Source organism: Gallibacterium genomosp. 1 (assembly GCF_001678575.1).
GTDB lineage: Bacteria > Pseudomonadota > Gammaproteobacteria > Enterobacterales > Pasteurellaceae > Gallibacterium.
The window spans coordinates 1-25755 of sequence record NZ_JTJP01000051.1 but is presented as its reverse complement, the minus strand read 5'-3'; the positions used below and the strand labels follow the sequence as shown (position 1 = coordinate 25755).

The following is a 25755-nucleotide window of genomic DNA, read 5'->3' as shown; positions in this document are numbered from 1 at the left end:
GATGCAAAAATACCGAATAGAGTAATCTGTTCGGTATTTTTTTATTTTGCTAAGCAGTAAGATAAGAGAGAATTTATTGATTGTAAAATAAACAAACCCCATCAGAATAATCTAATGGGGCAATAAATTTTACATCTTATCCAGGTTATGCATTGATCAAACGATAAATTTCAGGATCTTTGCGATCTAAATAATGGAACGATTGAATGCGGCGGATCGTACGTGAATGTCCACGAATCAGCAAGGTTTCAGTGGTAGCAACATCACCTTTACGATGAACACCTTTTAACAAATCGCCGTGTGTAATACCGGTAGCGGAGAAAACTAAATTATCGTCACGAACGAGTTGATCCAATGTGAGAACTTTATTTACTTCTACGCCCATTTCTTGACAACGACGACGTTCACTTTCTGCAAAAGCTCGATTTTCTTCGCTGTCACCTTTCACTACTTCCCTTGTTAATAGACGTGCTTGAATATCACCCCCTAATGCGCGGATGCCGGCAGCAGCCACCACCCCTTCCGGCGCTCCGCCGATACAATACATCATATCTACACCAGTATCCGGCAAACAGCATAAGAGTGCAGCGGCAACATCACCATCAGGAATAGCTAATACTTTCACGCCAAGTTGTTGCATTTTATAAATTACGGTTTGATGGCGAGGTTTATCAAGCGTTACAACGGTAAGTTGAGAAAGTAGTTTCCCCATTTTAGACGCAACACGTCGTAGATTTTGTTCTAATGGAAGATTTAGATCAATCATTCCTTTCACTTCAGGACCAACTACCAATTTTTCCATATACATATCTGGAGCGCGTAAAAAAGTCTCTTTACCACCGGCAGCCAACACAGAAATAGCATTTGCTTGTCCCATTGCTACCATACGAGTTCCCTCAATAGGATCGACTGCAATCGCAATATCTTCTTCATTACCTCCTTTGCCTAATTTTTCACCGATATAGAGCATAGGGGCTTCATCAATTTCACCTTCACCAATTACGATCTCGCCGTTCATCTCAATTTGATTCAACATTGTGCGCATTGCTTTTACTGCGGCTGCATCAGCTGCATTTTTATCACCACGCCCTAACCAGGCAAAGCCTGCAAGTGCAGCTGCTTCTGTAACACGAGAAAATTCGATAGCCAATGCTCTTTTCATATACTTTCCTTATTGAGTTAACTAAAAAATTGCCTAATTCTAGCACCTAGCAAACGTTTGCTTAAATAATTTATTGAAGTTTTTTTAATTTAGATGAAATGCGGTGCTATCTAGGATAGAATGTTATCCATTCTGATGTATTGGATAACAAATGAGGAATAATAATTATGTCTTTAGAAATTTTAGATCAACTTGAATCCAAAATTAAACAAGCAGTTGAAACTATTCAACTACTGCAAATGGAAATTGAAGAATTGAAAGAGCAAAAGGCAAATGTCGAACAAGCGAATCAAACTCTTCAATCTGAAAAAGATCAACTTAATGCTGAAAATCAGCAATTAAAAGAAGAGCAACAACGTTGGCAAGAACGTTTACGCTCATTAATTGGTCAAATTGAAAATGTTTAATTTATTCTGCTAATTATTCATTTTCGTCGCCCCACAATCTGATTTGGCTTGTGGGGTTTTTAGTATGTAGGGGAATGAAACTTTTAAGTTTTTGAATAACTATATTGAATTTTACTTTGTATTCCATTAATTGTAGATGAAAACATTAAATCGTCTTAAGTTCTATTATTTTCCAACCAATTTATTTTGTAGATGAGCAATTTGATTACGTTGATTATCTTGAATTAATTCGATTTTTTTTCGCAATGCATCTATAGTCTCTTTAGTTCTAAAATCCTCTTCAGTGCAATTGTTTCTAAGAGAGGTATTACTTAAATCAGATGCTGATATTTTGTGTTCTTTAAGCATAATACGCTGATTATTAGCTAAATTTATTACTATATTTTTACCGGTACAATCTCTAATAAGATCAATTAACTGTTCATTTACTTCCGTGACAATCAATTTATTGGGTTGATTTTCTTCCTCTGCTGGCAGATCAAAGATAGCAAAGCAAGGTTTGCTAGGTACTGCTTTATGCCAAAATTGGTGAATAACTACATCTATATTTTCATTTTTACTACTGATAATCAGATTATTGCCTTGCCTGAATAATATGATATCTTCAGGTGTTTTCTTGGTGATATCATCTATTACAGAATATTCTTCTCCAATAATAGCCATTTCTATATATCTACCATCTTCTATTACTTTTAATAAATTAATCTGTTGTTTGGAATATTTCTTAGCTAATATTAAACTCATTCAGATAATATCCTTTATTCTGAAATTATTGATTAAGTACTTTTTATATAAATATATTGTACAATTAAGACATTTTTATAAGTGATGGTAGAAAATAAAGAGTTGCTAAAGATGATCTATTAACACTATTAGCAACTCTTTTTGATTTGAAAATGGATAGGTTTTAATAAATTACAAGATCTATTTTTGTTTATCTAAAATAGGTTTTAAAAACCTTGCTGTGTGAGAATGTGTCATTTCCGCGACCTGTTCCGGTGTGCCTTTTGCAATGATCTCGCCACCTCCATTGCCACCTTCTGGCCCTAAATCAACGATCCAATCGGCAGTTTTGATCACATCCAGATTATGTTCAATTACAACAATAGTATTGCCTTGATCGCGTAAACGATGAAGTACTTCCAATAATTGTTTAATATCGGCAAAATGCAGTCCGGTTGTAGGCTCATCAAGAATATAGAGTGTTTTTCCAGTATCACGTTTAGATAGTTCTGATGCCAATTTAACCCGTTGTGCTTCGCCACCTGACAGGGTTGTTGAAGCTTGACCAAGGCGAATATAAGACAAGCCAACATCAATTAATGTTTGTAATTTACGAGCGATCATTGGCACAGCATCAAAAAATTCTCGAGCTTCTTCAACCGTCATTTCCAAAACTTGATGAATAGTTTTACCTTTATAATGGATCTCCAATGTTTCTCGATTATAACGCTTTCCTTTACATTGATCACACGGCACATAAATATCTGGTAGAAAGTGCATTTCGACTTTAATTACCCCATCGCCCTGACAAGCTTCGCAACGACCGCCGCGCACATTGAAACTAAAACGTCCCGGATTATATCCTCTAGCCCGAGCTTCTGGCACACCGGCGAAAAGTTCACGAATAGGCGTGAAAACTCCAGTATAGGTTGCAGGATTAGAACGTGGTGTGCGTCCGATTGGGCTTTGATCAATATTGATTACTTTATCAAAAAATTCTAATCCTTCAATTGCTTTAAAGGGAGCGTGTTGCTGGTTTTCAGCACGATTAAGCGCATTTTGTGCTATTGGAAATAAAGTGTCGTTAATTAAGGTGGATTTCCCTGAACCGGATACACCAGTGATACAGGTAAATAATCCGACAGGAATTTCTAAATCTACATTTTTTAAATTGTTACCGCTTGCCCCAATTAGTCGTAATATTTTTTGTGAATCTATAGCCGTTCTCTCTGCTGGAATTTCAATCTTTTCTTTACCGGAAAGAAAACGACCGGTAAGAGAATTTGGATTTTTCATAATCTGCTGAGCGGTGCCTTGTGCTATCACTTCACCACCGTGTACACCAGCTCCAGGGCCAATATCGATGATATAGTCAGCAGTACGGATTGCATCTTCATCGTGTTCAACCACAATCACAGTATTGCCTAAATTTCTCAAATGAATCAGTGTATTTAACAGCCGCTCATTATCGCGTTGATGTAGTCCGATAGAAGGCTCATCCAATACATACATTACTCCGACCAAGCCTGCCCCGATTTGGCTAGCCAAACGGATACGCTGAGCCTCACCGCCAGAAAGTGTTTCAGCAGAACGGGATAAAGATAGATATTCCAAACCAACATTGACTAAAAAATGCAGCCTTTCTTTAATCTCTTTTAAAATTTTTTCAGCGATTTTTGCTTTTTGCCCTTCAAACTGTAATTGTTCAAAATGATGTAATGCTTCACCGATACTCATTTCAGAAATTTGTGGCAACGAGGTTTCGCCGATAAAGACGTGGCGAGCCTCTTCTTTTAGACGAGAGCCGTGGCACGATTTACAAGGGCGAGTACTGATATATTTTGCCAATTCTTCACGTACTGACATTGACTCAGTTTCTTTGTAACGGCGAGCCATATTGTTTAATACGCCTTCAAATGGGTGATGACGCACAATTGTGTCTCCACGATCATTGATATATTGAAATTCAATTTTTTCGTGACCGGAACCGTGAAGTACTAAATGCTGAATTTTTTTCGGTAATTCTTCAAAAGGTGTTTCAATATCAAAATGATAATGACGTGCTAACGACGTTAACATTTGATAGTAGTAGAAGTTGCGACGATCCCAACCGCGAATTGCTCCACTGGCAAGTGATAAACTTGGATTTTGGACTACACGATGTTCATCAAAATATTGTTGAATGCCTAATCCATCACAACTAGGGCAAGCGCCTGCCGGATTATTAAATGAAAACATTCGTGGTTCTAATTCTGGTAAAGAATACCCACAATGTGGGCAAGCAAAATTGGCAGAGAAAACCAACTCTTCCGCATCACTGTTATCCATATTAGCAACAACAACAATACCACCAGAAAGTTCTAAGGCAGTTTCTAGTGATTCAGCTAAACGTGTTGATAATTCAGGGCGGATTTTGAAACGGTCGACAATCACTTCGATAGTATGTTTCTTTTGCAGTTCCAGTTGTGGAGGATCGGAAAGATCGCAGATTTCACCGTCAATTCTTGCACGAATATAGCCTTGCGCAGAAATGCTATCTAGCAGTTTAGTGTGTTCACCTTTGCGAGCTTTCACCACCGGTGCAAGTAGCATCATTCTGCTGCCTTCTGGCAAGGAAAGAATTTTATCCACCATTTGACTGATAGTTTGAGCTGCCAATGGAATGTTATGCGTTGGACAGTGAGGTTCTCCGACTCGAGCGAATAACAGTCTTAAATAATCATAAACTTCGGTAATAGTGCCGACAGTAGATCGAGGGTTATGTGAAGTGGATTTCTGTTCAATTGAGATTGCCGGAGATAAACCTTCAATATGATCCACATCCGGTTTTTCCATCAAAGAAAGGAATTGTCGAGCATAAGCGGAAAGTGATTCCACATAACGACGCTGCCCTTCGGCATAAAGCGTATCAAATGCCAACGAAGACTTTCCCGAACCGGATAAACCAGTGATAACGACCAATTTGTTACGAGGAATAGTTAAATTAATATTTTTTAAATTATGGGTTCTTGCACCCCGAATTTCGATATTGTTCATAATAGCTGATAAAAAAATAAAAACGTCGATGATTATCGCAAAATCGAAAAAACTGTGCAAATATCCAGTATTATTTTATTTTTTTCATAGGGGATTTACGGTAAGATAGCGAAGTTTTAATTTAATTTAAGAGGAAAAATTATGGCAGGCGTTAATAAAGTAATTATTGTGGGAAATTTGGGAAATGATCCTGAATTAAGAACCTTTGCAAATGGTGATGCAGTTGCCAATATCAGCGTAGCAACTAGTGAACGTTGGCAGGATAAACAGAGTGGAGAATGGCGTGAAATTACTGAATGGCATCGTATTGTTTTATTCCGCCGTTTAGCAGAGATTGCCGGACAATATTTGCGTAAAGGATCAAAAGTTTATGTAGAAGGGAAATTACGTACTCGAAAATGGCAGGATCAAAACGGTCAGGATCGTTATACTACTGAAATTCAGGCAGATACATTACAGATGTTGGATAGTCGCAGTGATCGTATGGGGGCTGATATGTCAGCACCAATGGCTCAACCACAAAATCAGTTTGCACAACCGTCTTATAATCAGCCGGCACAACCTAACCAATTTGCACAACCGACAGTAGCGAAAGCACCTCAAGCGGCAGTAAATCCGGATACTGCTGATTTTGATGATGATATGCCATTCTAAGCATTCTTATATTATCAAAATAAATTATAAAACATTAGGAGAAACCTTTATAAAAAAGAGGTTTCTCTTTTTAATATTTGTTTGGATATATTGCTTTATTTTATACATTCCACCAAAGCCTTAAACAACGGAGAATCCTGTCTCCGATTAGGGTAATAAAGATAATAACCTTCGTAACGCATCGCATAATTTTGTAACACCTCGACTATCTCACCAGATTTAAGCTCTTTTAGTACTCTGTCTTTCGGCATTAATGCCAACCCCAAATGAGATAAGCAGGCTTTTTTCGCAAGAAAATTATTATTCACCACGAATCGACCCGATGGCATAAATTTAACCACTTCTTTACCTTTTGGCATACAAAATTCCCAAGGAAAAATACCTTCAGAAGTTGGCATTCGTACACACAAACATTGATGTGAAGTTAAATCATCAATTGTTTTTGGAATTCCGTATTGTTCTAAATATTGTGGCGTTGCAATTAATGCCATTTGCATATCATCTGAAATTCTGATGGCGATCATATCTTTATCTACTTCTTTGCCTAAACGAATCCCCGCATCAAAACGCCCAGCCACGATATCAGTAAATTTCATATCGCTGATTAGCTCTAATTTTACTTCGGGATATTTTTCCATAAATCTTAATAACTTATCCCAAATAACATAGAGAAAAACGTGATCAGCCCCATTAATGCGTAATGTTCCATTTAGCGTGTTACGAAAATGACTTAATGCATTAACATTATCTTCAATACTCTCAAATAATGGAAAAAGTTGTTTAAAAAGTTGTTCACCTGCTTCGGTAGTGGCAACACTGCGAGTTGTTCGATGAAACAATTTTATTTTCAGCTGTTCTTCCAATTTCCGCATAGAATGGCTTAACGCTGAGGTCGATACGCCTAAATATGCAGCCGCTTTAGTAAAACTGGCAGTTTGTGCAACAATAATAAAATTGCGTAATTCATTCATATTTTCAATCATCTTGGCTCTCTTTGATTGTTGAAAAATATTCAACAGGCTATCAAAAAATAACCCACTAATCAAAACAATATTTTCTCTCTATAATGTCATCATTCAAAGCACATAGGAGTAAAAAATGAAAACAGCAACATTAAACAACGGTATTGAAATGCCAATGATCGGCTTTGGTGTGTATCAAGTGAGCGATGAAGAAACCGAAAAAGCCGTCTTATCCGCCCTCGAACAAGGCTATCGCCTGCTCGACACCGCTGCCATTTACGGCAACGAAGCGGGTGTAGGGCGTGCGATTAAAGCCAGCGGTATCCCTCGCGAAGAGATTTTCATCACCACCAAACTTTGGATTCAACGCCAAGATGCCTTCAACGGCACACAAAAAGCCCTTGATGAATCCTTGCGCCGTTTGGGCTTAGATTATGTGGATCTCTACTTAATGCACCAGCCTTTCGGCGATGTGCACGAAGAATAGCGCGCAATGGAAACGGCATTAAAAGCAGGCAAAACCCGCGCCATTGGCGTAAGCAATTTCCATATGGATCGCCTCGCAGACCTCATCACCTGCCACGACACCGTGCCAGCCGTGAACCAAATCGAAACCCACCCGTTCTACCAACGTGAAGCGGAAGTGGCGTTCCACCAAGAACACGGCATTTTGCAACAGGCGTGGGCGCCACTGGCTGAAGGCAAATTCGACATTTTCCATAACCCCGTGTTAAGCGAAATCGCCGCCAAACACGGCAAATCGGTCGCCCAAGTGGTGTTACGCTGGCTCAACCAACGTGGCATCGCCATTATTCCAAAATCGGTGAAAGTGGAAAGAATGCGTGAAAACCGCGACATTTTGGATTTCACCCTTGACGCACAAGATCTCGCCGCCATCGCCACGCTGAATCGTGATGAAATCATCTTCGATCACCGCGATCCAAAAATGGTGCAATGGCTGGCACAAGCAAGAGGCTAAAACCAGATTGAAAAACGCCGTGTGGAATATGGAATATCGCACGGCATTCTCATAACTACTATAAAAAACAGCTTGAAAAATGCACCGCACTTTTCAGGCAGCCTGAATAAACAATGGGATAGCTAAAGCAAACAATGGCTAATTACTAAACCCATTGCCGATTTAATGATGCGTCATCGCCGTGAATTAGCGTAATGCCGTTTGAAAGTGCAACCCATCAAGCCACTTGGATGGCATATGGTGCAACAGCTGGTGCGTAGGGGACGACAGGTGCATACGGAATGGCACGCCGTGCGGCTCGGGCAGATTTAATGCGAATCGCCGCACCGCTCAATGATTTATGGGTACGTGACACCGCTCCGCTGTTTGTGCGTGATGAAAACGGCAAACGTGCTGCGGTGGATTTCAATTTCAACGGTTGGGGACAGGCTGACACAGGTGCAGAAGGCTGGCGAAAAGCCCCTGCCAAACGCGAACACGGCATTGTAGATCACCCCATCGGCAAAGACCAAAAAATCGCCGCTTTTATCGCCCAATACACCCACTCGCCATTAGTGAAAACCTGGCTGGTGATGATGCTCAGCGTGCTTTACCGCTTACTTACTCATCCCGAGAGAATGCAACAAGCCTGCCATTACCAGACCACCTTCGGCTCTATTTCGCCAGCCTCATCTTAACCTTTGGCGGCTTGATTCTGGCGTTGAGGTGTCATTAAATATCTCAATAATGGCTTTTACTGAAATGGTGAATAGTGCAAATGGTTGATAGCAAAGATGGTGTAGTATTAGGTATTAATCTACTCCCCATTTGACCAGCTGCCCTATTACTTGATTTAGCATCGGAAAATAAAAAATTAGGATATTAAAGGAGGATCTTTAGATATAAATAAATTCTCTCTACAATCTAGATAACTAATGACTTACTTTTCCACAAAATTTATAATTAAGACTATAAATTTCTACCGAAGGAAATCATATGGATATTCAATTTTTATCTTCAGATATCCCAGAAGGGAAACCTACTTCTATAAATACACTATCAGATGATAATCAAAAAGAGTATCTTGCGTTACTACAAAACCGTTTAAATCAAATTTTAGATGCAGAAAATATTATTGTATTAGCAGGCTCAGGCACATCTCTTACTTTTAATAAGAATGATGAGAAAATTGCCCCCAGTATGTCTGATTTATGGAATCATTGCCGAGAAATAAATGAAAACGTATTTGATGATATTAGATCATATACTGAGTACGATAATTTTGCAGAAAAATGGCAAAATGAAAAAGGTGAAGAAAAAACTGCTGAAGATATTGAATTATTCTTATCCCGATGTGATACTTTCTTAACATTAGAAAATCTATCTAATAGAAGATTAAAACAATTAGCTAAATTTATTAAAGATGCTAAAGAAAAAATCCTAGAAGTTACTGATTTCACCGAAAAAATCACAGACCTTTCGAGTTGGAAAGACCATGAAAAATTACTTCGTGTACTAGGTAAAAGGCAGGCTAAGCAAAAAAGATTGAAAGTATTCACAACAAATTATGATCTTGCATTCGAAACCGCTACTTCTAATATTGGTATGACGGTAATTGATGGTTTTGAATATTCTATGCCATACCGATTTAATCCGTCTTGGTTTACTTATGACATTGTACACAGAACACAATCTAGCGATAAATCAACGAGCTATTTACCGAATGTATTTCATCTCTATAAAATTCATGGTTCAGTTGATTGGATAAAAACCGAGCAAGGCATTCAGAAAAAAAGAAATGAAAAACAGCAAGGTGAGCCTGTTATTATTTATCCAAGTAGCAATAAATACCAAACATCTTATGAATCACCTTATTTAGACATGGTAGCTAGTTTTTTAAATGCGATACAGCAACCTAACACTGCTATTTTATGCTTAGGTTTTGGATTTAATGATAAGCATATTAATAATGCCATAACTATGGCATTAAGAACAAATCCTGAATTATTATTAATGGTGGGAACCCGATCTTTATTTGATGAAAAAGGATCTTTCAATAAAGAAATTCGCTCGCTACTTATGAATGCCGTAAAAGCTGGAGATTCAAGAATTTCTTTAGTTGATAGTGATTTTTCTACTTTTGTAAATCAGTTACCAGATAGAAATAAATCAACACCAGAAGAAGATATTTTTAAAATCTTTCAAGAGCTCGCAATGGGGAATAAATCATGAATGATTGGTTCTCACCTTGTGATATTACACGCAGAATTGGTAGCCTTATAGAAATATCCGCAACAGAAGCGAAAATCAACTTAACCAAAGCTGGCACAGGCGAACAAGTATGGTTATTGGGCAATCGCATTCCAGTTGGTGAAGTAAATGAATATGTGTTTATTGATTGTGGGCAAGATTGTATTTTAGGTAGAGTTATAAAAGTCTGGTTAGAAAATGGAGAAAGATTAAGCGTTGATAGTTTAGATGATAGTTATGCAAATAATAATCCTATTGGATTAGTTCAATTACTGGTTAGTATAGATACTGAAACAGGCTTTAACCGTAAAGGGATAAGACAATATCCTAAACTAGGTGCTCAAATTTATTCAGCTCATCCAAAGCTAATTTCATTATTAGCAGAAGGAAAAATCAATAATGTTAGTGATGATATTAAACTTCCTATTGCGGAAATAGCTGGTGATTCATCTGTTACGATTAACCTTACCCCTGAAAAATTATTTTCTCGACATTGTGCTATTTTAGGCTCAACAGGCGGTGGCAAAAGTTATACTATGGCAAATCTCATCAATAATATTTACCAAAACGGAGGTAAAGTATTACTGTTAGATGCAACAGGGGAGTATGCAAATTCGCCCTGTGAACATTATTATGTTGGTGAGCATACTAAAGCAACAGATGAAAATAAAGTAACCTACCCACATTGGATGTTTACTGATTCAGATATAAGAGCTTTACTTAGACCATCAGCGCAAAGCCAAGCTCCCAAATTAGAGGAAGCCATTCGGAGTCTAAAAGTTGTTACAAGTTATTGGAAAATCCCAAATCATGGATTATCTATTACTCAAACATATAATCTAGAAAAATCAGAAAAATTAAAACAGCCATTTGAAACTGCTGTAAAAAATATTAATAGCAATATAACAAATATTTCATGGAAGTTCTCTAATTTAGCGGAGCAGATTATTGCAGAGTGTGTATATCCAACAGCAGGGACAATCAATACTCCAGATCCTACAAGATGGGGAAAACGAGCCGATAATGACATTGGGTATTGCTTAAGTTTAATATCAAGAATTAAAGCAATGCAAAATAATCTTCATCTAAAATGGATGCTAGATTGTGATGATACTTTAAAAACTATCCCAAGTATTATTGATAGTTTATGTTCATCAGAAAATAAAATTGTTCGTTTAGATCTATCTGCTGTTCCATTTGAAGCGAATGCCCGAGAATTATTGGTAAATGCAATAGGACGAAAATTACTTTCCTGTGCTAGAGAAGGTAAAATTTCTTATGAAAATCCTTTGATTGTATTCATTGATGAAGCTCATCAATTCCTGAATAAATCTATTGGCGATGAAATCAGCAAAATGAATTTAACGGCATTTGGTGATATCGCAAAAGAAGGACGAAAATATGGTTTAAATGTTACGATTGCTACTCAACGTCCACGAGATATTCCCGAAGATGTGCTAAGTCAAATTGGCACGCTTATTGTGCATCGCCTAACTAATGATAAAGATCAGGAAATAGTGAAAAAAGCTGTCGGATCTATCGACTATCGTTCAGCCTCTTTTTTACCTGTGTTGGGACAAGGCGAATGCTTATTGCTGGGTGTAGATTTCCCTTTTCCGATGAAAGTTAAAATTAAAATGCCTGCATTTAAACCTGAATCTAGAAGCGCTTCTTTTTCTAAAACTTGGAAAAAGAAAGAATAACAACTTCTATCCAATAATAACAATCCGTCTGGAATTTAATTTCAGACGGATTTTCTTATAAGGTCGTTCCTTGCCGATATGCTGACGCACAATCCTATTATCATTTTCTTGTTAAAAATCAATATCTTAACAACATTCACCCTTGATAATATTGTTTCCCTGTCTTTATAACCAAAATACCGCCTGTTTAACCCTTCTTTCACCCCGACAACTGCCCCGAAACACTACGAAAATTCACCAATGCTGCTTCGATATTTTCAATGATTTCATCGGCGAGAATATCGGGTTCAGGCAAGTTGTCTAAATCGGTGAGCGAGTGATCTTTCAGCCAAAAAATATCCAAGCTGGTTTTTTCTCTGCTTGTGATTTCATCAATGCTGAATTTACGCCAACGTCCATTCGGATTATTTTCCGCGTGGTAGGTTTCCGCACGCTTTGAGCGGTCTTCAGGGCAATAGCAGTCGATAAAGTCTTGTAAGTCCGCTAATTGCATTGGCTTTTTCTTTAAGGTGTGATGCACATTGGTGCGGTAGTCATACACCCAGATTTCTTGGGTAACATCGCCATTTTGTGCAGGGCGGTTATCAAAAAATAATACATTGGCTTTCACGCCGTTGGCGTAAAAAATGCCCGTTGGCAAGCGTAAAATGGTGTGCAAGTCGGTCATCTGCAATAATTTTTTCCGCACGGTTTCGCCTGCCCCGCCCTCAAACAACACATTATCAGGCACAACCACCGCCGCTCGCCCGTTGTTTTTCAACATCGTGTAAATATGCTGTAAGAAATTCACTTGTTTATTTGAGGTGGTCGCCCAAAAGTCTTGGCGGTTATAAACAAAATCTTCGCTTTCGGCTTCGCCCTCAGCGTTGGTGATGGTCATACTGCTTTTTTTGCCAAAAGGGGGATTGGCTAACACCAAATCAACTTTATGTTTGCTAGGGGCAACCAAAGAATCATCGGAACTAATCGGACTTTCGCCATTCATTTCCCCAATGCCGTGTAAAAATAGATTCATTAAACATAAACGGCGTGTATTGGCAACGATTTCGTTACCAAAAAATGTGCCATTTTTTAACCGCACTTTTTGCTCGGCATTTAAATTGGCGTGTTTTTCTAAATAGCCGTATGCCGCCAGTAAAAAACCGCCTGTGCCACAAGCAGGGTCGGCAATCAGGGTATCCGCTTGTGGGCGAACGCATTGCACTATGGCTTCAATCAAAGATCGAGGGGTAAAATATTGCCCTGCACCTGATTTGGTGTCTTCGGCGTTTTTTTCTAAAATGCCCTCGTAAATATCGCCTTTCACGTCCACGCCCAAGCGTGTCCATTTGGTTTCATCAATCATCGCCACCAAGCGGGATAATTTAGCAGGATCTTGGATTTTGTTTTGTGCTTTGGTAAAAATTTGCCCCAGCAAGCCTTTTTTCTGACCTAAATTACGCAATAGAGCAAGATAATGGCTTTCCAGTTCTGCTCCTGTGCGGTCGGTGAGGCTTTGCCAATTGTATTCAGTGGGAATGCCTACATCGCGTTTATAAGGCGGTTGGCTGTATTCAAATGCCATTTTTAAGAAAATCAGATAGGTAATCTGTTCTAAATAATCGCCATAGCTTACGCCATCATCACGGAGCATGTGGCAAAAGCTCCACACTTTTTGAACAATGGCGTTTGAGGTTTGTGTTGTGGTCATAACAATCTCTTAAATTTTAAAAATAATTTAGTTAAACAACGGTTAAACAAATTGATTAATTAGCCCCATATTGGAATATATTTCTTAGCTTTAAAGCCTGCCTCTTCGTCAAAAACTTTAATTAATCCTTTTTCTTGAGCTTCTTTAATAATTTTGCTAATCATCGCACTACTCACCGCATTACCAAAACGCTCTCTCAAACTTGTATTACTCATTTGTTCACGATTGATATATTTAAATACACAATGCCAATAACAAGCCCTTAAACGTTCTTCCTTTGTAATATCTGAAAAAGGGCGATAAGTGAATAATACCACTTTTGTATAGTGATCTAAGTCTTCAAAATAAGGGGCTGGCATTTGATTAAGTTCAATTTGTAAAATAACTTTATCAATTCCTGTGCCTCGCTCCTCACAAATATCTAATCTTCGCATCAGTGCAGCTAAATGCTCATTACGGCTACAAGGTGGCTTATCCATAAAGCGATCAACTTCTATGAGTGGTGAGCCTGTATTCGTAATTTCCAAACGATGTGAGAAAATTTCAATCATTGGTGATGTGCCAGAAATATTGAAATCTTGATGAATAAGAGCATTAGCCACCAATTCACGTAATGCAATCTCAGGGTAAGCATTTATCTCTCTACGAAAAGTTAATCCAATTTCCTCATAAGAGGGGAGCAGTGATTTTATACTTTGCATAATCTGCTCAAAACCAACCGCATAGCCTGATAAACTGTTGATTTCTTTTTCTGTGGTAAATTTATTATTGCCCTGATAGCGAATAATTCGTACCGCTTTTTTAGCTAAGTGGTCAAAATCAGAAAGACGTTTGGCAAATAAAATCGCCCCCAAATTGGTAATGTCCCACATTCCAGCATTTTCAATAATCAATTGATCGTCTTGCAATTTAGCCAAAATACCCGATAAAGTATCAGGTAACGGTTGCTTGGTCATATCAAAATATTTAGTAAATTCAAGTAATTGAAGCACTCTTTCACTACTTACAGATTTTAGAGCTATTTGTCTTTCAAAGGGAACACGATCCAAAATACGCCATAATTCTCGCTCTTTTTCTGAAAAATCACGCAGTTTTTTAGTATAAGATCCAATACGAATGTATTCTGTACCATCAAATCTTACTGGTTTGTGGATAGCCGCTTGAATTTCAAGAATGACTAAAGCAAAACCTTGATATTCAAACTCCCAAAAATGAAAATCAATTTTTGGTTCAAGTTTTTGTAATAACCAGCTTTCTAATTCTTGTTGATTATGTTTGGCTGTTGATGGTTGAAATGTTGAGCCTACGATTTTATGGTTGACATCTTCCACACCCCAAATCATATAAGCAGAGAGTTTGCCTAACAACGCAGCACTATTAGCGAGGGCAGAAATAGCTGGGCCTATCATTTTGGGATCATCGTTATTGATTTTAAACTCAACCCATTCATTTTCTTTAGGTAATTTAACCAATTCATCAGTTAAATATTGTAATTGGTGTATATCTTTATGGTTCATTTACATTCTCTTTGGTATAAAAAATGACCTGCTGGTTAAACAACGGTTAAACAAAATTTATTTTGTAACTTATTGATTTTATTTAAATCACGCTTTATTTTTGGTTAAAAAAACAGCTCTCGGTTAAGCAACGGTTAAACAAATCGCTTCTTTTTAAATAGATGATTTGGCTTGACCTAACAGTTCAATCTGCTTACAATCCGCCTCAATAACTCCCCCTACTTTGCCAACCTAAGTGGTTGGATCCACAAGGTTGGGGACTTTCTTTTGTAACCTTTCCAGTTACTCTTGGAAACTTTTCCAGCTTTTTTGTTGCTTCATTCCGATGGCTCCAGTAGTTTGCCTGAAAATGCGGCTTTTAGCACTGCTTGTTTGAGCAATTCGGCTTGTTTGAGTTGGGCTGTAATCTCGTTGGCAAGCTGGTCGCAGGCGGTGAGTTTGCTTTCTAAAATGGCAACGATTTGGGCTTGTTCGGCAAGTGAGCAAAGTGGCAACGGAATCATACTTAGTTCAGATTGATTAATTTTAGGCAATACTGAACGAGAACCAGCCGTAGATGCTCTTTTTACAAAATATCTTGATAGCATCATATGTTTTAAAAAATGATGGTCAAATACATCACTTTCTAATGGGTACATATCAGCACTACATAAACCATCAAAATCCACTAATGTTAGTTTGGATAGATTAGGGCGAATTTTTGAATAAATGATTTGTCCAGCATAAAAATAGTGTTTAGGACTTATCACACCATCATCTCGAATAGTCTTAAAAGGCAATAATTTCCCAGTTTCTTTCTCTATATTATCGGGTGCTATATGCGGAAAATCTAAATATTGTTCAGGTTGAACAAGATTACTTTTAATTTCAACCAAATCACCGAATAATCCTATAACCCAATTTTCTTTAGGTATTGTTAATTCATCATCGGCTATATCAGCAGTAATTTTTCTCAAGGTTTTCGGCTTACTCGGTTTTTTGCCCTGTTTGCCGTTTTCTTCCCAATTTTTCACCGCACTTTGCCAATCGACAAGCTGTTGGGCGTGGTGCTGTTCGCGTGCCGTCTGAATGTGTTCGAGTAATTCCGTTGCGGTGGGCAAGCTTTCGGCGTGTTCAGTTCGCCATTGTTTGGTGAGTTCGCCGTTAAAGGCGTTTTTCAGCAAGGCTTGGCGGTATTGTTTGAGCTGTTGCTCTGCGATTTTCAGATGCCCTATGCCTGCGTCAATTTCGGCAAATAGGCTTTCGATTTTATTGACGATGGCTTGTTGGGTGGCTTTATTAGTTGGATAAATAATAGGGTAATCAGCAATATCACCTAAACGAATGTATTTAATCGTACTACCACGATTGCCTTTTGTAATATCATTAAGTTTATTTTTTATAAAATAAAAGAGATATTTGCCATTAACATTTTTAAATGACTGTAACACATAAGTACGTTGATATGCTTCAAATTTACCACTATAAAATTTAACATTAAAGTTACCATTGCCTGCGATTAAAATCGCTTCTCCTTCAAAGCTAAAAGTGTCGGAGTTTGAGATTTCTTGAGCACAGGTAAAAAAAGGGTATATTCCATTTTCATTACCTTGATTAACATCTTTATCGCCAGTTTTGATACTACACAAACACTTTAATAAATTTATTTCCCACCCTTTCGGCACTGGTATTGTTTTATTTGTCATCGTCTTACCCTAAAATTAAACTCGTACCAAATTCATCATCGGTTCAAAAGAATACAGAGCCGATTTTCTGCCTGCACTTTCTTCTTTTAGCATCAAAAGTCCCTTATCGTGCAAGGTGCGGACAAAGCGATTAGCAGAAGCTGGGGAAATCTCGGTTTTTTCGCTTAATTGGTTGCCACGAAATACAGGATAAGTAAAGACAAAATCCAGCACCGTCATCGCCCATTTTGAGGATAGTGTTTCGCTAAAAATGGGTTTCATCTTTTCGTATAAATCGCTGATACTTTGAGCAATGGTTAAATTGTGATGGGCTTGATTGGCAATCGCCTGCAAAAAAAACTCACACCACGCTATCCAGTCGCCATTTTCAGACACTTGTCGCATTAAGGCTAAATAGTTTTCTTTATGTTCTTCAAAATAACCGCTGATATAAAAATGCGGTTCGCTAATTGCCCCTGCCTGCCATAACATTAATGTAATCAGCATTCGCCCAATGCGTCCGTTGCCGTCTTGAAAGGGGTGCAAGGCCTCAAATTCCAAATGGGTAATGGCGGTTTTGGGCAAAATCGGCGTTGGATTGTGATTGATGTATTCAAACAGATTATCTAAGCCTTGCTCCAATTTTTCGGGGCTTATGGGGATAAATAAAATGGTTCTCTGGTTGCGGTCGGCAAGGTAGTTTTGTTCATTTTTAAACTGCCCTGGGGATTTGGTTGCCCCCCCCCCGCCCCGAAGAAAGCAATTGTTGGTGCAAGGTTTTGATGAGCGATTTACTTAAAGGGTAGCCCTCTTTCATCGCACGTTGGGCATTTTTTAAGGCGCGTTGATACAGCACGGTTTCGATGATGTCAGAACGCACTTCGCTGGGCATTTCATTTTCGGCAAAATCCGCCTCATACTGCAAAATCTCATCCAGTGTACTGATCGTTCCTTCCATTCGCGATGAAATAATGGCTTCTTGATTACGCAAGGGGGCAAGCAAAATCTCACTGTTGTGCAGATTTTTGAGCATTTGGTCGTAGCGAGCCAGTGCATCGGTAGCACTGAGCAGGCTTGCCATTAGGCGGTTATAGTCCAAGGTCTGGGGTGGAAATCGATCATAGTGATAATCCACTGCTTTTGAAAAATCCAAGGTGTTGAGCATTTTGTTACTCAAAAATAGGTGAAAATGATTAATAAAGTCTATTATCACTCATTTATGCGTAACAAGCAAGTTTGCCAACCATATTTTGATAATTTTGATTAACAAAAAACCTTATTCATCACGGATGAATAACAAAACTGCTTGTTACTCATTTTGAGTACTTTTTGATTTACAAAATAATTAAGCGATCCATTGTTGGTTAATCTCATTGAGCAGGGCGTAAAAATCTTGGTCGTTGGCAGCGATTTCGCTTAATACATCATAGACTTGCCCTAAGCCGCCGTGTTGGTTAAAAGGGGTGAGTTCAAAGTCGTTTTCTGCGATGGCAAAGGAGGTGATGAGGTGATCTCGTATCATCGTCAGCCATTGCATTTGTTCTTCAGTGAGTGGTTTACCAGCTCGGCGGTTGTGTTCAAATGTCCATTTTTGGAAGTTTTTGCGTACGGTTTTGGCAAATGGCGTAATGATTTCATCAATGCCTACCACACGGCGAATCAGGCTCACTAAGGCGGTGAGTTCGTTTTCAGGCTGGTCGTTCACTTTGTCCAAGCGGGCATAGGCTTGCCAAATGTGGCTAACGGCAAGGCGGGGCTTGGCTTGTTTAATGGTGTTTGCCAGCTCTTTGATCATCGCGAGGCTTAAGGCTTGGCGTTGATAAGGCTGGCTGTAAAAAATTTGCAATGCGGTGATTTCGTCTTTGTGTTCGGCAATCCAGTCGGCAAAATGCTGGGTGAGGGCTTGGTCGTTTTCCGCCCAGCCAACGTGGGTGATTTCATCGAGTTCGTGGTCTATTTTTTGTTCGTTTTGCTTGCGGATTTCATCTAAGGCGGTGATGAGTTCCATTGAAAGCGGTTGGGTGGCGGTTTTTACCCGTTGTTTTTGGATATGCAAAATGGTTTTTTCAGACGGCGTGCCGTCAGCAGAAATGCCTTCTTGTTCACAGGCTGCCTGATGAATTTCATCGGCATTAATGGCGTGAAAGAGGTCTTTCACCAGTTGCGATAATGGCACGCCGTTTGTGATTTTGCTGATCTGTTGCTGTTGTTCTTCGTCAAGTTGTTTATTGATTCGAGCAAGGCGTGCGGCCAGTGAGCTAATGCTATCGCTGTCAAATGCACCGCCAAAAACTACCGCTCTTCCTAAATCAGCAAAACTCACCGTGCGTTTGGTGTCGAATGGTTGGCTGGCGGTTTTCAGCGATTTGGTGACACCAATGGCATCAACAATCACATAATGGGTTTTGGCTGAAGGAGCGGAAGGGCTGACTTTTTGTAAGCCTTCTTTATCCAGCGTGCGTGTGCCTCGTCCTTTCATTTGCTCAAAATAATTGCGGCTTTTCACATCTCGCATAAATAGCAGGCATTCCAAGGGGCGAACGTCTGTACCAGTGGCGATCATATCGACGGTAACGGCAATGCGTGGGTTGGGGCTGTAGCGAAAATTGGACAAAATCGTTTTTGGCTCTTCGCCTTTTTCAATGATGTTGCCTTGTTCGTCTAAGGTATCCTCTTTGGCGCGATAAGTGATTTTTTTGCAAAACTCGTTCCCTTGCCCAAATTCTTCTCGCACCATTTTGATGATGTCATCCGCGTGGCTGTCGTTTTTGGCGAAAATCAGGGTTTTTGGCACTTCTTGACGGTTGGGGAACATCACCGGTAAATGGTCGCGAAAGGTGCGGATAATGGTGCGGATTTGGCTAGGGTTAACAATATCCCGATCCAGCTGTTTGGCACTATAAGCCTCATCGCTGTCTTGCTGTTGCCAGCGTTTGCGGCGTGTGGTGCGTTCACGGTGTTCCACCAATTCTTCTGCTTTGAATTTGCCGCCTTCGGTGCTGATTTTGGTATTAATCAAATACACTTCATTACCCACGTTGACACCATCGGCAACGGCTTGCTCATGGCTGTATTCACTCACCACATTTTGATTGAAAAAGCCAAAGGTTCGGTTATCGGGCGTGGCTGTTAAGCCAATGAGATAGGCATCGAAATAGTCCAACACTTGCCGCCATAGGTTATAAATGGAGCGGTGGCATTCATCAATAAAGATAAAATCAAAAAATTCAGGTGGTAAATCGGCTTGATAGGCTACGGGCAAGGGTTCTTTTAAACGGTGTTCCCATTCTTCCAGATCGGTGCTGTCTTCGGGAATGTTGAGTTCTTCGCCTTTGAGCAAGGAATACATTCGCTGAATGGTGCAAATACAAATTTCCACGCCTTTTGGAATGTGCGGCGATTTGATTACTTGGGTGTGATAGAGTTCGGTGAATTTGCGGTTGTCGTCAGGCGGTGTGAATACCAGCATTTCTTGCTCGGCTTGCTCGCCTAGATTAACGGTGTCCACCAAAAACAAAATCCGCCGTTTGCCCGTGTATTTGAGCAGGCGATACATAATGCTAATGGCGGTGTAGGTTTTGCCCGCCCCTGTTGCCATTTGAATTAAGGCGCGGGGTAAATCTTTTGCCAATGAGGCTTGCATATTTTCAATAGCTGTGAGCTGACAATCACGCAAGCCCAATTCAGCAGCGGGCAAATGCTCGGGGTTGAGCGGCGGTATGGCTTTGAGCTTGGCACGCAGGGTGTTTTTGCCCTCACTTGCCCATTTTTGCAAGGTTTCGGGGCAGTGAAAGTGAAAAACTTCTCTGGCTCGCGGTTGAGGGTCATTGCGGTTGGTAAAACGGGTAATCACGCCCGTGCTTTCGTATAAAAACGCAATTTCCGCTTGGGGAATGTGTTTGAGCTGGCTATGGGCATAGCGTGCGGTTTGTTCTTCCACCGTGTTGAGTTTATGCCCAAACTGTTCTTCTTTGGCTTCAATAATGGCAACAGGCTCTCTATCTACAAACAGCAAATAATCCACCGGCCCCGTATCGGTTGGGTACTCACGCACCGCCACGCCTAAGCTGCTATTGGGGTTGAATTGTTGTACCGATTGCACCGCCCAGCCTGCTTGTTGTAATTTTTGGTCAATCAAATCACGGGCTTGCTGTTCGGGGTGTTGGTTGTGCTTTGCTTGTTCTGCCATCCGTCTTTCCCAGATAATCTTTTGAATTTATTTATAAAAAACCATTAGATGAACCTTTGAATTATATTTAATCCCGTGATGCGATGCAATTCTTTAATCCCTCACGCCAAATAATCATAATAAAGCCTTTGTGAATTTGATGATTAAAAAAGGATGAAAAACCACCTCACTTTTTTATGCCATTCTCCCCAAATTATTGAATTTTATTCACAACCTTATCCAATAAAACCCCACTAATCATCGCTGTGCAAAAACCTTATACTAACCGCCTCAAGCCTATTGATTTATCAGGAAAAAATAATGAAATCGACATTTAAACACACACTCATTCTTTCCGCCGTGTTGACATTCGCTACCCATGCCGTTGCCAGCCCGATCAGCATTGAAAAGCAAGGCAGTTTTACGGTGGGTGGGCGTTATGTTACCCACGAGGGGCAGTTTAGCCAACGGGATTTTCTCTCTCCCAACGGGCAGCGCGCCTATGGCGATTTTGCCTATGTGAACTATCAAATTCCCGTGAATGCGAAAAAATATCCGCTGATTTTCCAGCACGGCGGTGCACAATCCAAACGCACTTGGGAAAGCACGGTAGACGGTCGAGAGGGCTTCAACACTTTGTTTTTACGCAAAGGCTATTCGGTGTATTTGCTGGATCAACCACGCAGTGGCGAAGCCAACCTCTCCACCCAAGCCCTCGACCCTGCCACCCCTTGGGCGAGCAACCCGATGTATGGCGACAAAACCTTTTATATCCTCTCCCGCATTGGACATTTTGACGCACAAGGCAAGCCCGTGCCAAATGCCCAGTTTCCAGAGGGCGAAGCCAACTATCAGGCTTTCCAACAAAGCTGGTCGGTCGGCTCAGGGCCTTTAGATAATGATTTAAACGCCGATGTTCTCGCCAAACTCGTCAATCAAACCGATGGCGCAGTGTTGGTAACCCACTCAATGGGCGGCACAATCGGCTGGCGTGCCGCCATTCGCAGCGACAAAGTCAAAGCCATTATCGCCTATGAACCAGGCGGCACGCCGTTTATCTTCCCCGAAACGGAAATGCCCAAGCACACCCAAGCCCGCTTTGAACACTTATCCGCCACCGCAATGGGCGTACCAATGCGCGACTTTTTAAAACTCACCCAAATCCCCATCGTGCTGTATTACGGCGATTACATCAAACTCGGCTCAAACAACGTGGGCGAAGACAAATGGGGCACAGAAATGGCAATGGCACAACAATTTGTCGATACCATCAACCGCCACGGCGGCGATGCCACGCTGGTACACTTGCCAAGCATCGGCATTAAAGGCAACTCCCATTTCCTAATGGGCGAAAAAAACAACCAACAACTCGCCGACCTCGCCGCACAATGGCTGAAAACGAAAGGCTTAGATCGCTAAGGTGAAAAGTGCGGTGAAAAACGACCGCACTTTTTTACCCATCATAACAAAAAGAAATTTTTAACAATTTAAGGAGTATTTAAATGAAACCAACAGGCTTCCCCCTTACTTTACTTTCAGCGGTGTTATTCAGCACTGCGTCATTTAGCTACGCTGCCGATCCTGTGCAAGCAGGGGCTGGCATTGCGGTGGTGCAGACCCAAGCGGGCGAGTTGCAAGGCTATGTGCAAGACGGCATTTACACTTACAAAGGCGTGCCTTACGCCCGTGCTGAACGCTTTATGCCGCCGCACGCCGTTACTTGGCAAGGCACAAAACTCGCCCTCACCTATGGCGATGTCTGCCCACAAGTGCCGATGGGCGGACGTTCGTTCTTCTTCACCGGCCCCGAAATGCACGAAAGCGAGCAATGCCAAAACCTCAATATTTGGACACCCTCGCTTTCAGACGGCAATAAACGAGCGGTGATGGTGTGGATTCACGGCGGCGGTTTTCAATCGGGTGCGTCCAACGATTTAGATAGCTATGACGGCGAAAACCTCGCACGCACAGGCGATGTGGTTGTGGTTTCAGTCAATCACCGCCTCAACGCAATGGGGCATTTGGATCTCTCCGCTTACGGCGAAGCCTATAAACACTCTGCCAATCTCGGCATTCAAGATTTAGTCGCCGCCTTGCAATGGGTGAAACAAAACATCGCCCAGTTCGGCGGAGATCCTGACAACATCACCATTTTTGGCGAAAGCGGCGGCGGGGCGAAAGTCCTCTCCCTAATGGCAACCCCTGCGGCGAAAGGCTTGTTCCCAAAAGCCATTGTGGAAAGCGGAGCGGTGGAACGAATGGGTATGACCCTCACCGATCCGCAAATCGGTCAGCAAGTGGCAGCGGAAACCCTCGCTATTTTGGGCGTAAACCAAAACGATCTGAGCAAACTGCAACAATTTAGCCCAGAACAAATCAACCAAGCTGCCAGCCAAGCGATGAAAAAAATCGCCGAGCAACGCAAAATCCCAGCCATTCGTGGCAACGGCTATGGGCTTTCTTGGTCGCCAACAATGGACAGCGACTATATCCCAACGCAACCTGTGGGTGAAAGATACCCCGACATCGCCAAAGATATTCCACTCCTCATCGGCTCAAATTTATAGTCGTTTGATTTCAAAATAATACTGCGTTACTTCGCCTTGCCGTACTATTTGTACTGTCTGCGGCTCGTTGCCTTGTCTTATTTTGAACTTAAACGACTATAATTGAGTAAAGCTTCCCCTAGCAACTGAACCTTGCGGAAAGCGAAAAAAGCAATCGCTTTACTTGGAGCGAAGCAGAAGTGCAACAACGGCTGAATGCCAAATATGGCGACAAAACCGCCGCCGTGATCGCCGCCTTCAAACAAGCCTACCCACAACGCCGCCTCGCCGACGCGCTGTATGTGGACAGCTTCTTACGCGCCCCAGCCCTAAAAACCGCCAGCCTCAAAGCCGACCAAGGCGGTGCGCCTGTGTATCAATACCTCTTCACTTGGGACACACCCGTGTTTAACAGCGTGCCAATGAGCTACCACACCGCTGAAATTTCCTTTTTTTCAATAACATAGATCGAATAAAACAAGCCACAGGCGGCGGAGCAGCCGCCCACGCCCTAGCCGCCAAAATGAGCCGTGCGTGGACAAACTTCGCCAAAACAGGCAACCCCAACGCCGCAGGCTTACCCCAATGGCAGCCCTACACCCGCGAAAACGGCAACGTGATGATTTTCGACAACCAACCCGAAGTCAAACAACATCACGACAAAGCCCTAATGCACCTACTCGCCCCGAATATGAAGTATTAACCGAATGGTTATTGCTGTTTGGGAAAAAGGGAATAGCGTAAAGTGCGGTGAGATTGGGGCGTGTTTTTATCACTAAATTGATTTCACTTTTATAAAAGTCCTTAAAGTTACTCATTTTTGAGCAGTTTAGCCAATTTAAGGCTTGTTTTGAGTGGGGGAATAAAAAGAAAGCAGTAGGGGTTTCTGAATTGCTGCAATCGCAAAATCCCCCAAAAATCCCACCGCTCTTTCACTCTCCTCCTTTCAACAAACGGTCAAAATCGCTTTCAAAATGCTGGTCTTGAATAACACGATATTTTTCAAACTCGCTTAAAGCGTGGGCGCTGGCGATTTCGGCGGTAACTTTGCCGGCGTCTTGCAACACGGCTCGGTCGGTGGCGTCTAAAAAGCGATTGAGCCTTGTTTCCCAATCTTGCATTGTCATCGGAATTTGGCGTAATGCCATATCTTCCGCCATATCTAAATAAGCGGACACCAGCCGTTGCAGTTGAGCTAATTCATTGTCGGATAAATAATTTTTCGCCACCACCACATCAAAAGGATAAATTTTGCCCTGTGGTGCATCTTTCCAAGTGGTCAAGCCCATATTCGGCTTGCTGGCGTTTGCTCGCTCTACAATCAATTCTGCGGCAGTATGACCGTGAATTGCCCAATGCAACTTGTTTTGCACGGTGGCAAAAAAGCGTTTAGTCGCTGTGGAGGTGCGGTCGTAATCAATGGAAGTCGCATAAATATCGGTGATTTTTTGGTAAAACTTGCGTTCTGACAGGCGAATTTCTCGGATACGGGCAAGTTGTTCTTCAAAATACTTTTTGCCTAAACAGGTGCCGTCATTTTTCAACCGCTCATCGTCCATCGCAAAACCTTTGATGGTGTAGGTTTGAATAATCTCAGTCGCCCATTTGCGAAACTGCACCGCTCGCTCGGAATTGACTTTATAGCCGACGGCAATAATCGCTGAGAGATTATAGTGTTTGGTTTGGTAATTTTTACCGTCATCGGCAGTTATCCAAAAATTTTGGATAACTGAATTTTCCGATAACTCATTGTCATTAAAGATTTTTTTGAGATGATAGCTGATTGTTCTTACATCAACATCATAAAGCTGTGCCATCGTTTTTTGGCTCAACCAAACATTTTCGTCTGCATAAATGGCATTAACTTGGCTCTCGCCTGTAGCGGTCATAAAGGTGAGATATTCCGCCACTGAAGAAACAATTTCCGATTTGCTCATACAAACTCCTTAACTGAAATTCTGTTTAGTCTAATGCCATTTGCAAGGCTGGCAAGGGGAAATGGGCATTTTTTCGATGCAGATCGCAAAAAATTGTGAAAATCCGACCGCACTTTGATCGTGGTGTGTTTTGCGTTCTCTTAACAAGCGAGGTCTATTTTAACCGCTGGCGTGAACTTGCTTTCATTCCCTAAACGCTGGTGAAATCATCACCCACAACCGATTGCTGTCGCCCTCACGGAAAGGATAACCCGACACGCCCACCCGTAATAGGCTCGAATAGACGAAGCGTATTTAAAAAAAACAATGCGAAGAAACCATTTATTCCGTGCTTCACCCATTCGTTAGGCGTAAGCAATCCACCACCACTGTAGTGGT

General features: G+C 41.0%; 17 protein-coding genes and 3 pseudogenes. 9 read left to right on the top strand and 11 right to left on the bottom strand.

What is annotated here, in order from left to right; translation table 11 throughout:
- Window positions 1–145: 145 nt before the first annotated feature.
- Window positions 146–1162, bottom strand: coding sequence for a class II fructose-bisphosphatase (glpX, locus tag QV04_RS09345; RefSeq protein ID WP_065231279.1), 1017 nt, complete (start codon window positions 1160–1162; stop codon window positions 146–148).
- 167 nt (window positions 1163–1329) lie between these two features.
- Between glpX and zapB the strand changes: the two genes are divergently transcribed.
- Entirely contained in the window at window positions 1330–1569 is a 240-nt protein-coding gene (gene zapB, locus QV04_RS09340; RefSeq protein ID WP_039172829.1) for a cell division protein ZapB, read from the top strand.
- A 165-nt stretch (window positions 1570–1734) separates the two neighbouring features.
- On the opposite strand, the gene QV04_RS09335 is transcribed toward zapB, so the two are convergent.
- Window positions 1735–2313 (bottom strand): hypothetical protein, encoded by a 579-nt coding sequence (locus QV04_RS09335; protein WP_052119453.1) that lies wholly within the window; start codon window positions 2311–2313, stop codon window positions 1735–1737.
- 180 nt (window positions 2314–2493) lie between these two features.
- Window positions 2494–5328, bottom strand: a complete 2835-nt coding sequence (uvrA, locus tag QV04_RS09330) for an excinuclease ABC subunit UvrA (protein ID WP_065233413.1) — start codon at window positions 5326–5328, stop codon at window positions 2494–2496.
- A gap of 141 nt (window positions 5329–5469) precedes the next feature.
- On the opposite strand from uvrA, the gene ssb reads away from it, so the two are divergent.
- Window positions 5470–5982 (top strand): single-stranded DNA-binding protein, encoded by a 513-nt coding sequence (ssb, locus tag QV04_RS09325; protein ID WP_039133681.1) that lies wholly within the window; start codon window positions 5470–5472, stop codon window positions 5980–5982.
- A 95-nt stretch (window positions 5983–6077) separates the two neighbouring features.
- Here the strand turns inward: ssb and QV04_RS09320 are convergent, their stop codons facing one another.
- Window positions 6078–6965, bottom strand: a complete 888-nt coding sequence (locus QV04_RS09320; RefSeq protein ID WP_065233412.1) for a LysR family transcriptional regulator — start codon at window positions 6963–6965, stop codon at window positions 6078–6080.
- A gap of 115 nt (window positions 6966–7080) precedes the next feature.
- Between QV04_RS09320 and QV04_RS09315 the strand changes: the two are divergent.
- The 4 genes and pseudogenes from QV04_RS09315 (at window position 7081) to QV04_RS09300 (ending at window position 11855) form a co-directional block, all read left to right on the top strand.
- Window positions 7081–7923, top strand: a pseudogene (locus tag QV04_RS09315) (aldo/keto reductase).
- 281 nt (window positions 7924–8204) lie between these two features.
- Window positions 8205–8600, top strand: coding sequence for an agmatine deiminase family protein (locus QV04_RS09310; RefSeq protein WP_039133676.1), 396 nt, complete (start codon window positions 8205–8207; stop codon window positions 8598–8600).
- Between the two features lie 298 nt (window positions 8601–8898).
- Window positions 8899–10134 (top strand): SIR2 family protein, encoded by a 1236-nt coding sequence (locus tag QV04_RS09305; RefSeq protein WP_065233411.1) that lies wholly within the window; start codon window positions 8899–8901, stop codon window positions 10132–10134.
- Entirely contained in the window at window positions 10131–11855 is a 1725-nt protein-coding gene (locus QV04_RS09300) for an ATP-binding protein (RefSeq protein ID WP_065233410.1), read from the top strand. Before QV04_RS09305 ends, QV04_RS09300 begins: the two co-directional genes overlap by 4 nt.
- A gap of 199 nt (window positions 11856–12054) precedes the next feature.
- On the opposite strand, the gene QV04_RS09295 is transcribed toward QV04_RS09300, so the two are convergent.
- The 6 genes from QV04_RS09295 to QV04_RS09275 all read right to left on the bottom strand — a co-directional run bounded on the left by QV04_RS09295 (window position 12055) and on the right by QV04_RS09275 (window position 20915).
- On the bottom strand, window positions 12055–13545 hold the full coding sequence (locus QV04_RS09295) for an HsdM family class I SAM-dependent methyltransferase (protein ID WP_039133668.1): 1491 nt from the start codon (window positions 13543–13545) through the stop codon (window positions 12055–12057).
- Window positions 13546–13604: 59 nt separating this feature from the next.
- Entirely contained in the window at window positions 13605–15062 is a 1458-nt protein-coding gene (locus QV04_RS09290) for an ATP-binding protein (protein WP_039133665.1), read from the bottom strand.
- 317 nt (window positions 15063–15379) lie between these two features.
- Window positions 15380–16747 carry a restriction endonuclease subunit S gene (locus QV04_RS09285; RefSeq protein ID WP_052121772.1) on the bottom strand — a complete coding sequence of 456 codons (1368 nt, stop codon included), beginning with the start codon at window positions 16745–16747 and terminating at the stop codon, window positions 15380–15382.
- A 15-nt stretch (window positions 16748–16762) separates the two neighbouring features.
- Entirely contained in the window at window positions 16763–17389 is a 627-nt protein-coding gene (locus tag QV04_RS11840; protein WP_328585938.1) for a Fic family protein, read from the bottom strand.
- A gap of 49 nt (window positions 17390–17438) precedes the next feature.
- Entirely contained in the window at window positions 17439–17891 is a 453-nt protein-coding gene (locus tag QV04_RS11835) for a Fic/DOC family N-terminal domain-containing protein (protein ID WP_231924869.1), read from the bottom strand.
- A gap of 180 nt (window positions 17892–18071) precedes the next feature.
- On the bottom strand, window positions 18072–20915 hold the full coding sequence (locus QV04_RS09275) for a DEAD/DEAH box helicase family protein (RefSeq protein ID WP_065233409.1): 2844 nt from the start codon (window positions 20913–20915) through the stop codon (window positions 18072–18074).
- Window positions 20916–21215: 300 nt separating this feature from the next.
- On the opposite strand from QV04_RS09275, the gene QV04_RS09270 reads away from it, so the two are divergent.
- The 3 genes and pseudogenes from QV04_RS09270 to QV04_RS11830 all read left to right on the top strand — a co-directional run.
- Complete coding sequence (locus QV04_RS09270; protein WP_065233408.1) at window positions 21216–22313, top strand: alpha/beta hydrolase; 1098 nt, start codon at window positions 21216–21218, stop codon at window positions 22311–22313.
- 83 nt (window positions 22314–22396) lie between these two features.
- Window positions 22397–23458 (top strand): annotated as a pseudogene (locus QV04_RS09265) (carboxylesterase family protein); the annotation flags it as partial.
- Between the two features lie 149 nt (window positions 23459–23607).
- Window positions 23608–24143: pseudogene (locus QV04_RS11830) on the top strand (carboxylesterase family protein); the annotation flags it as partial.
- Between the two features lie 229 nt (window positions 24144–24372).
- Here QV04_RS11830 and QV04_RS09255 read toward each other — a convergent pair.
- Complete coding sequence (locus QV04_RS09255; RefSeq protein ID WP_065231281.1) at window positions 24373–25377, bottom strand: virulence RhuM family protein; 1005 nt, start codon at window positions 25375–25377, stop codon at window positions 24373–24375.
- Window positions 25378–25755: the final 378 nt, after the last annotated feature.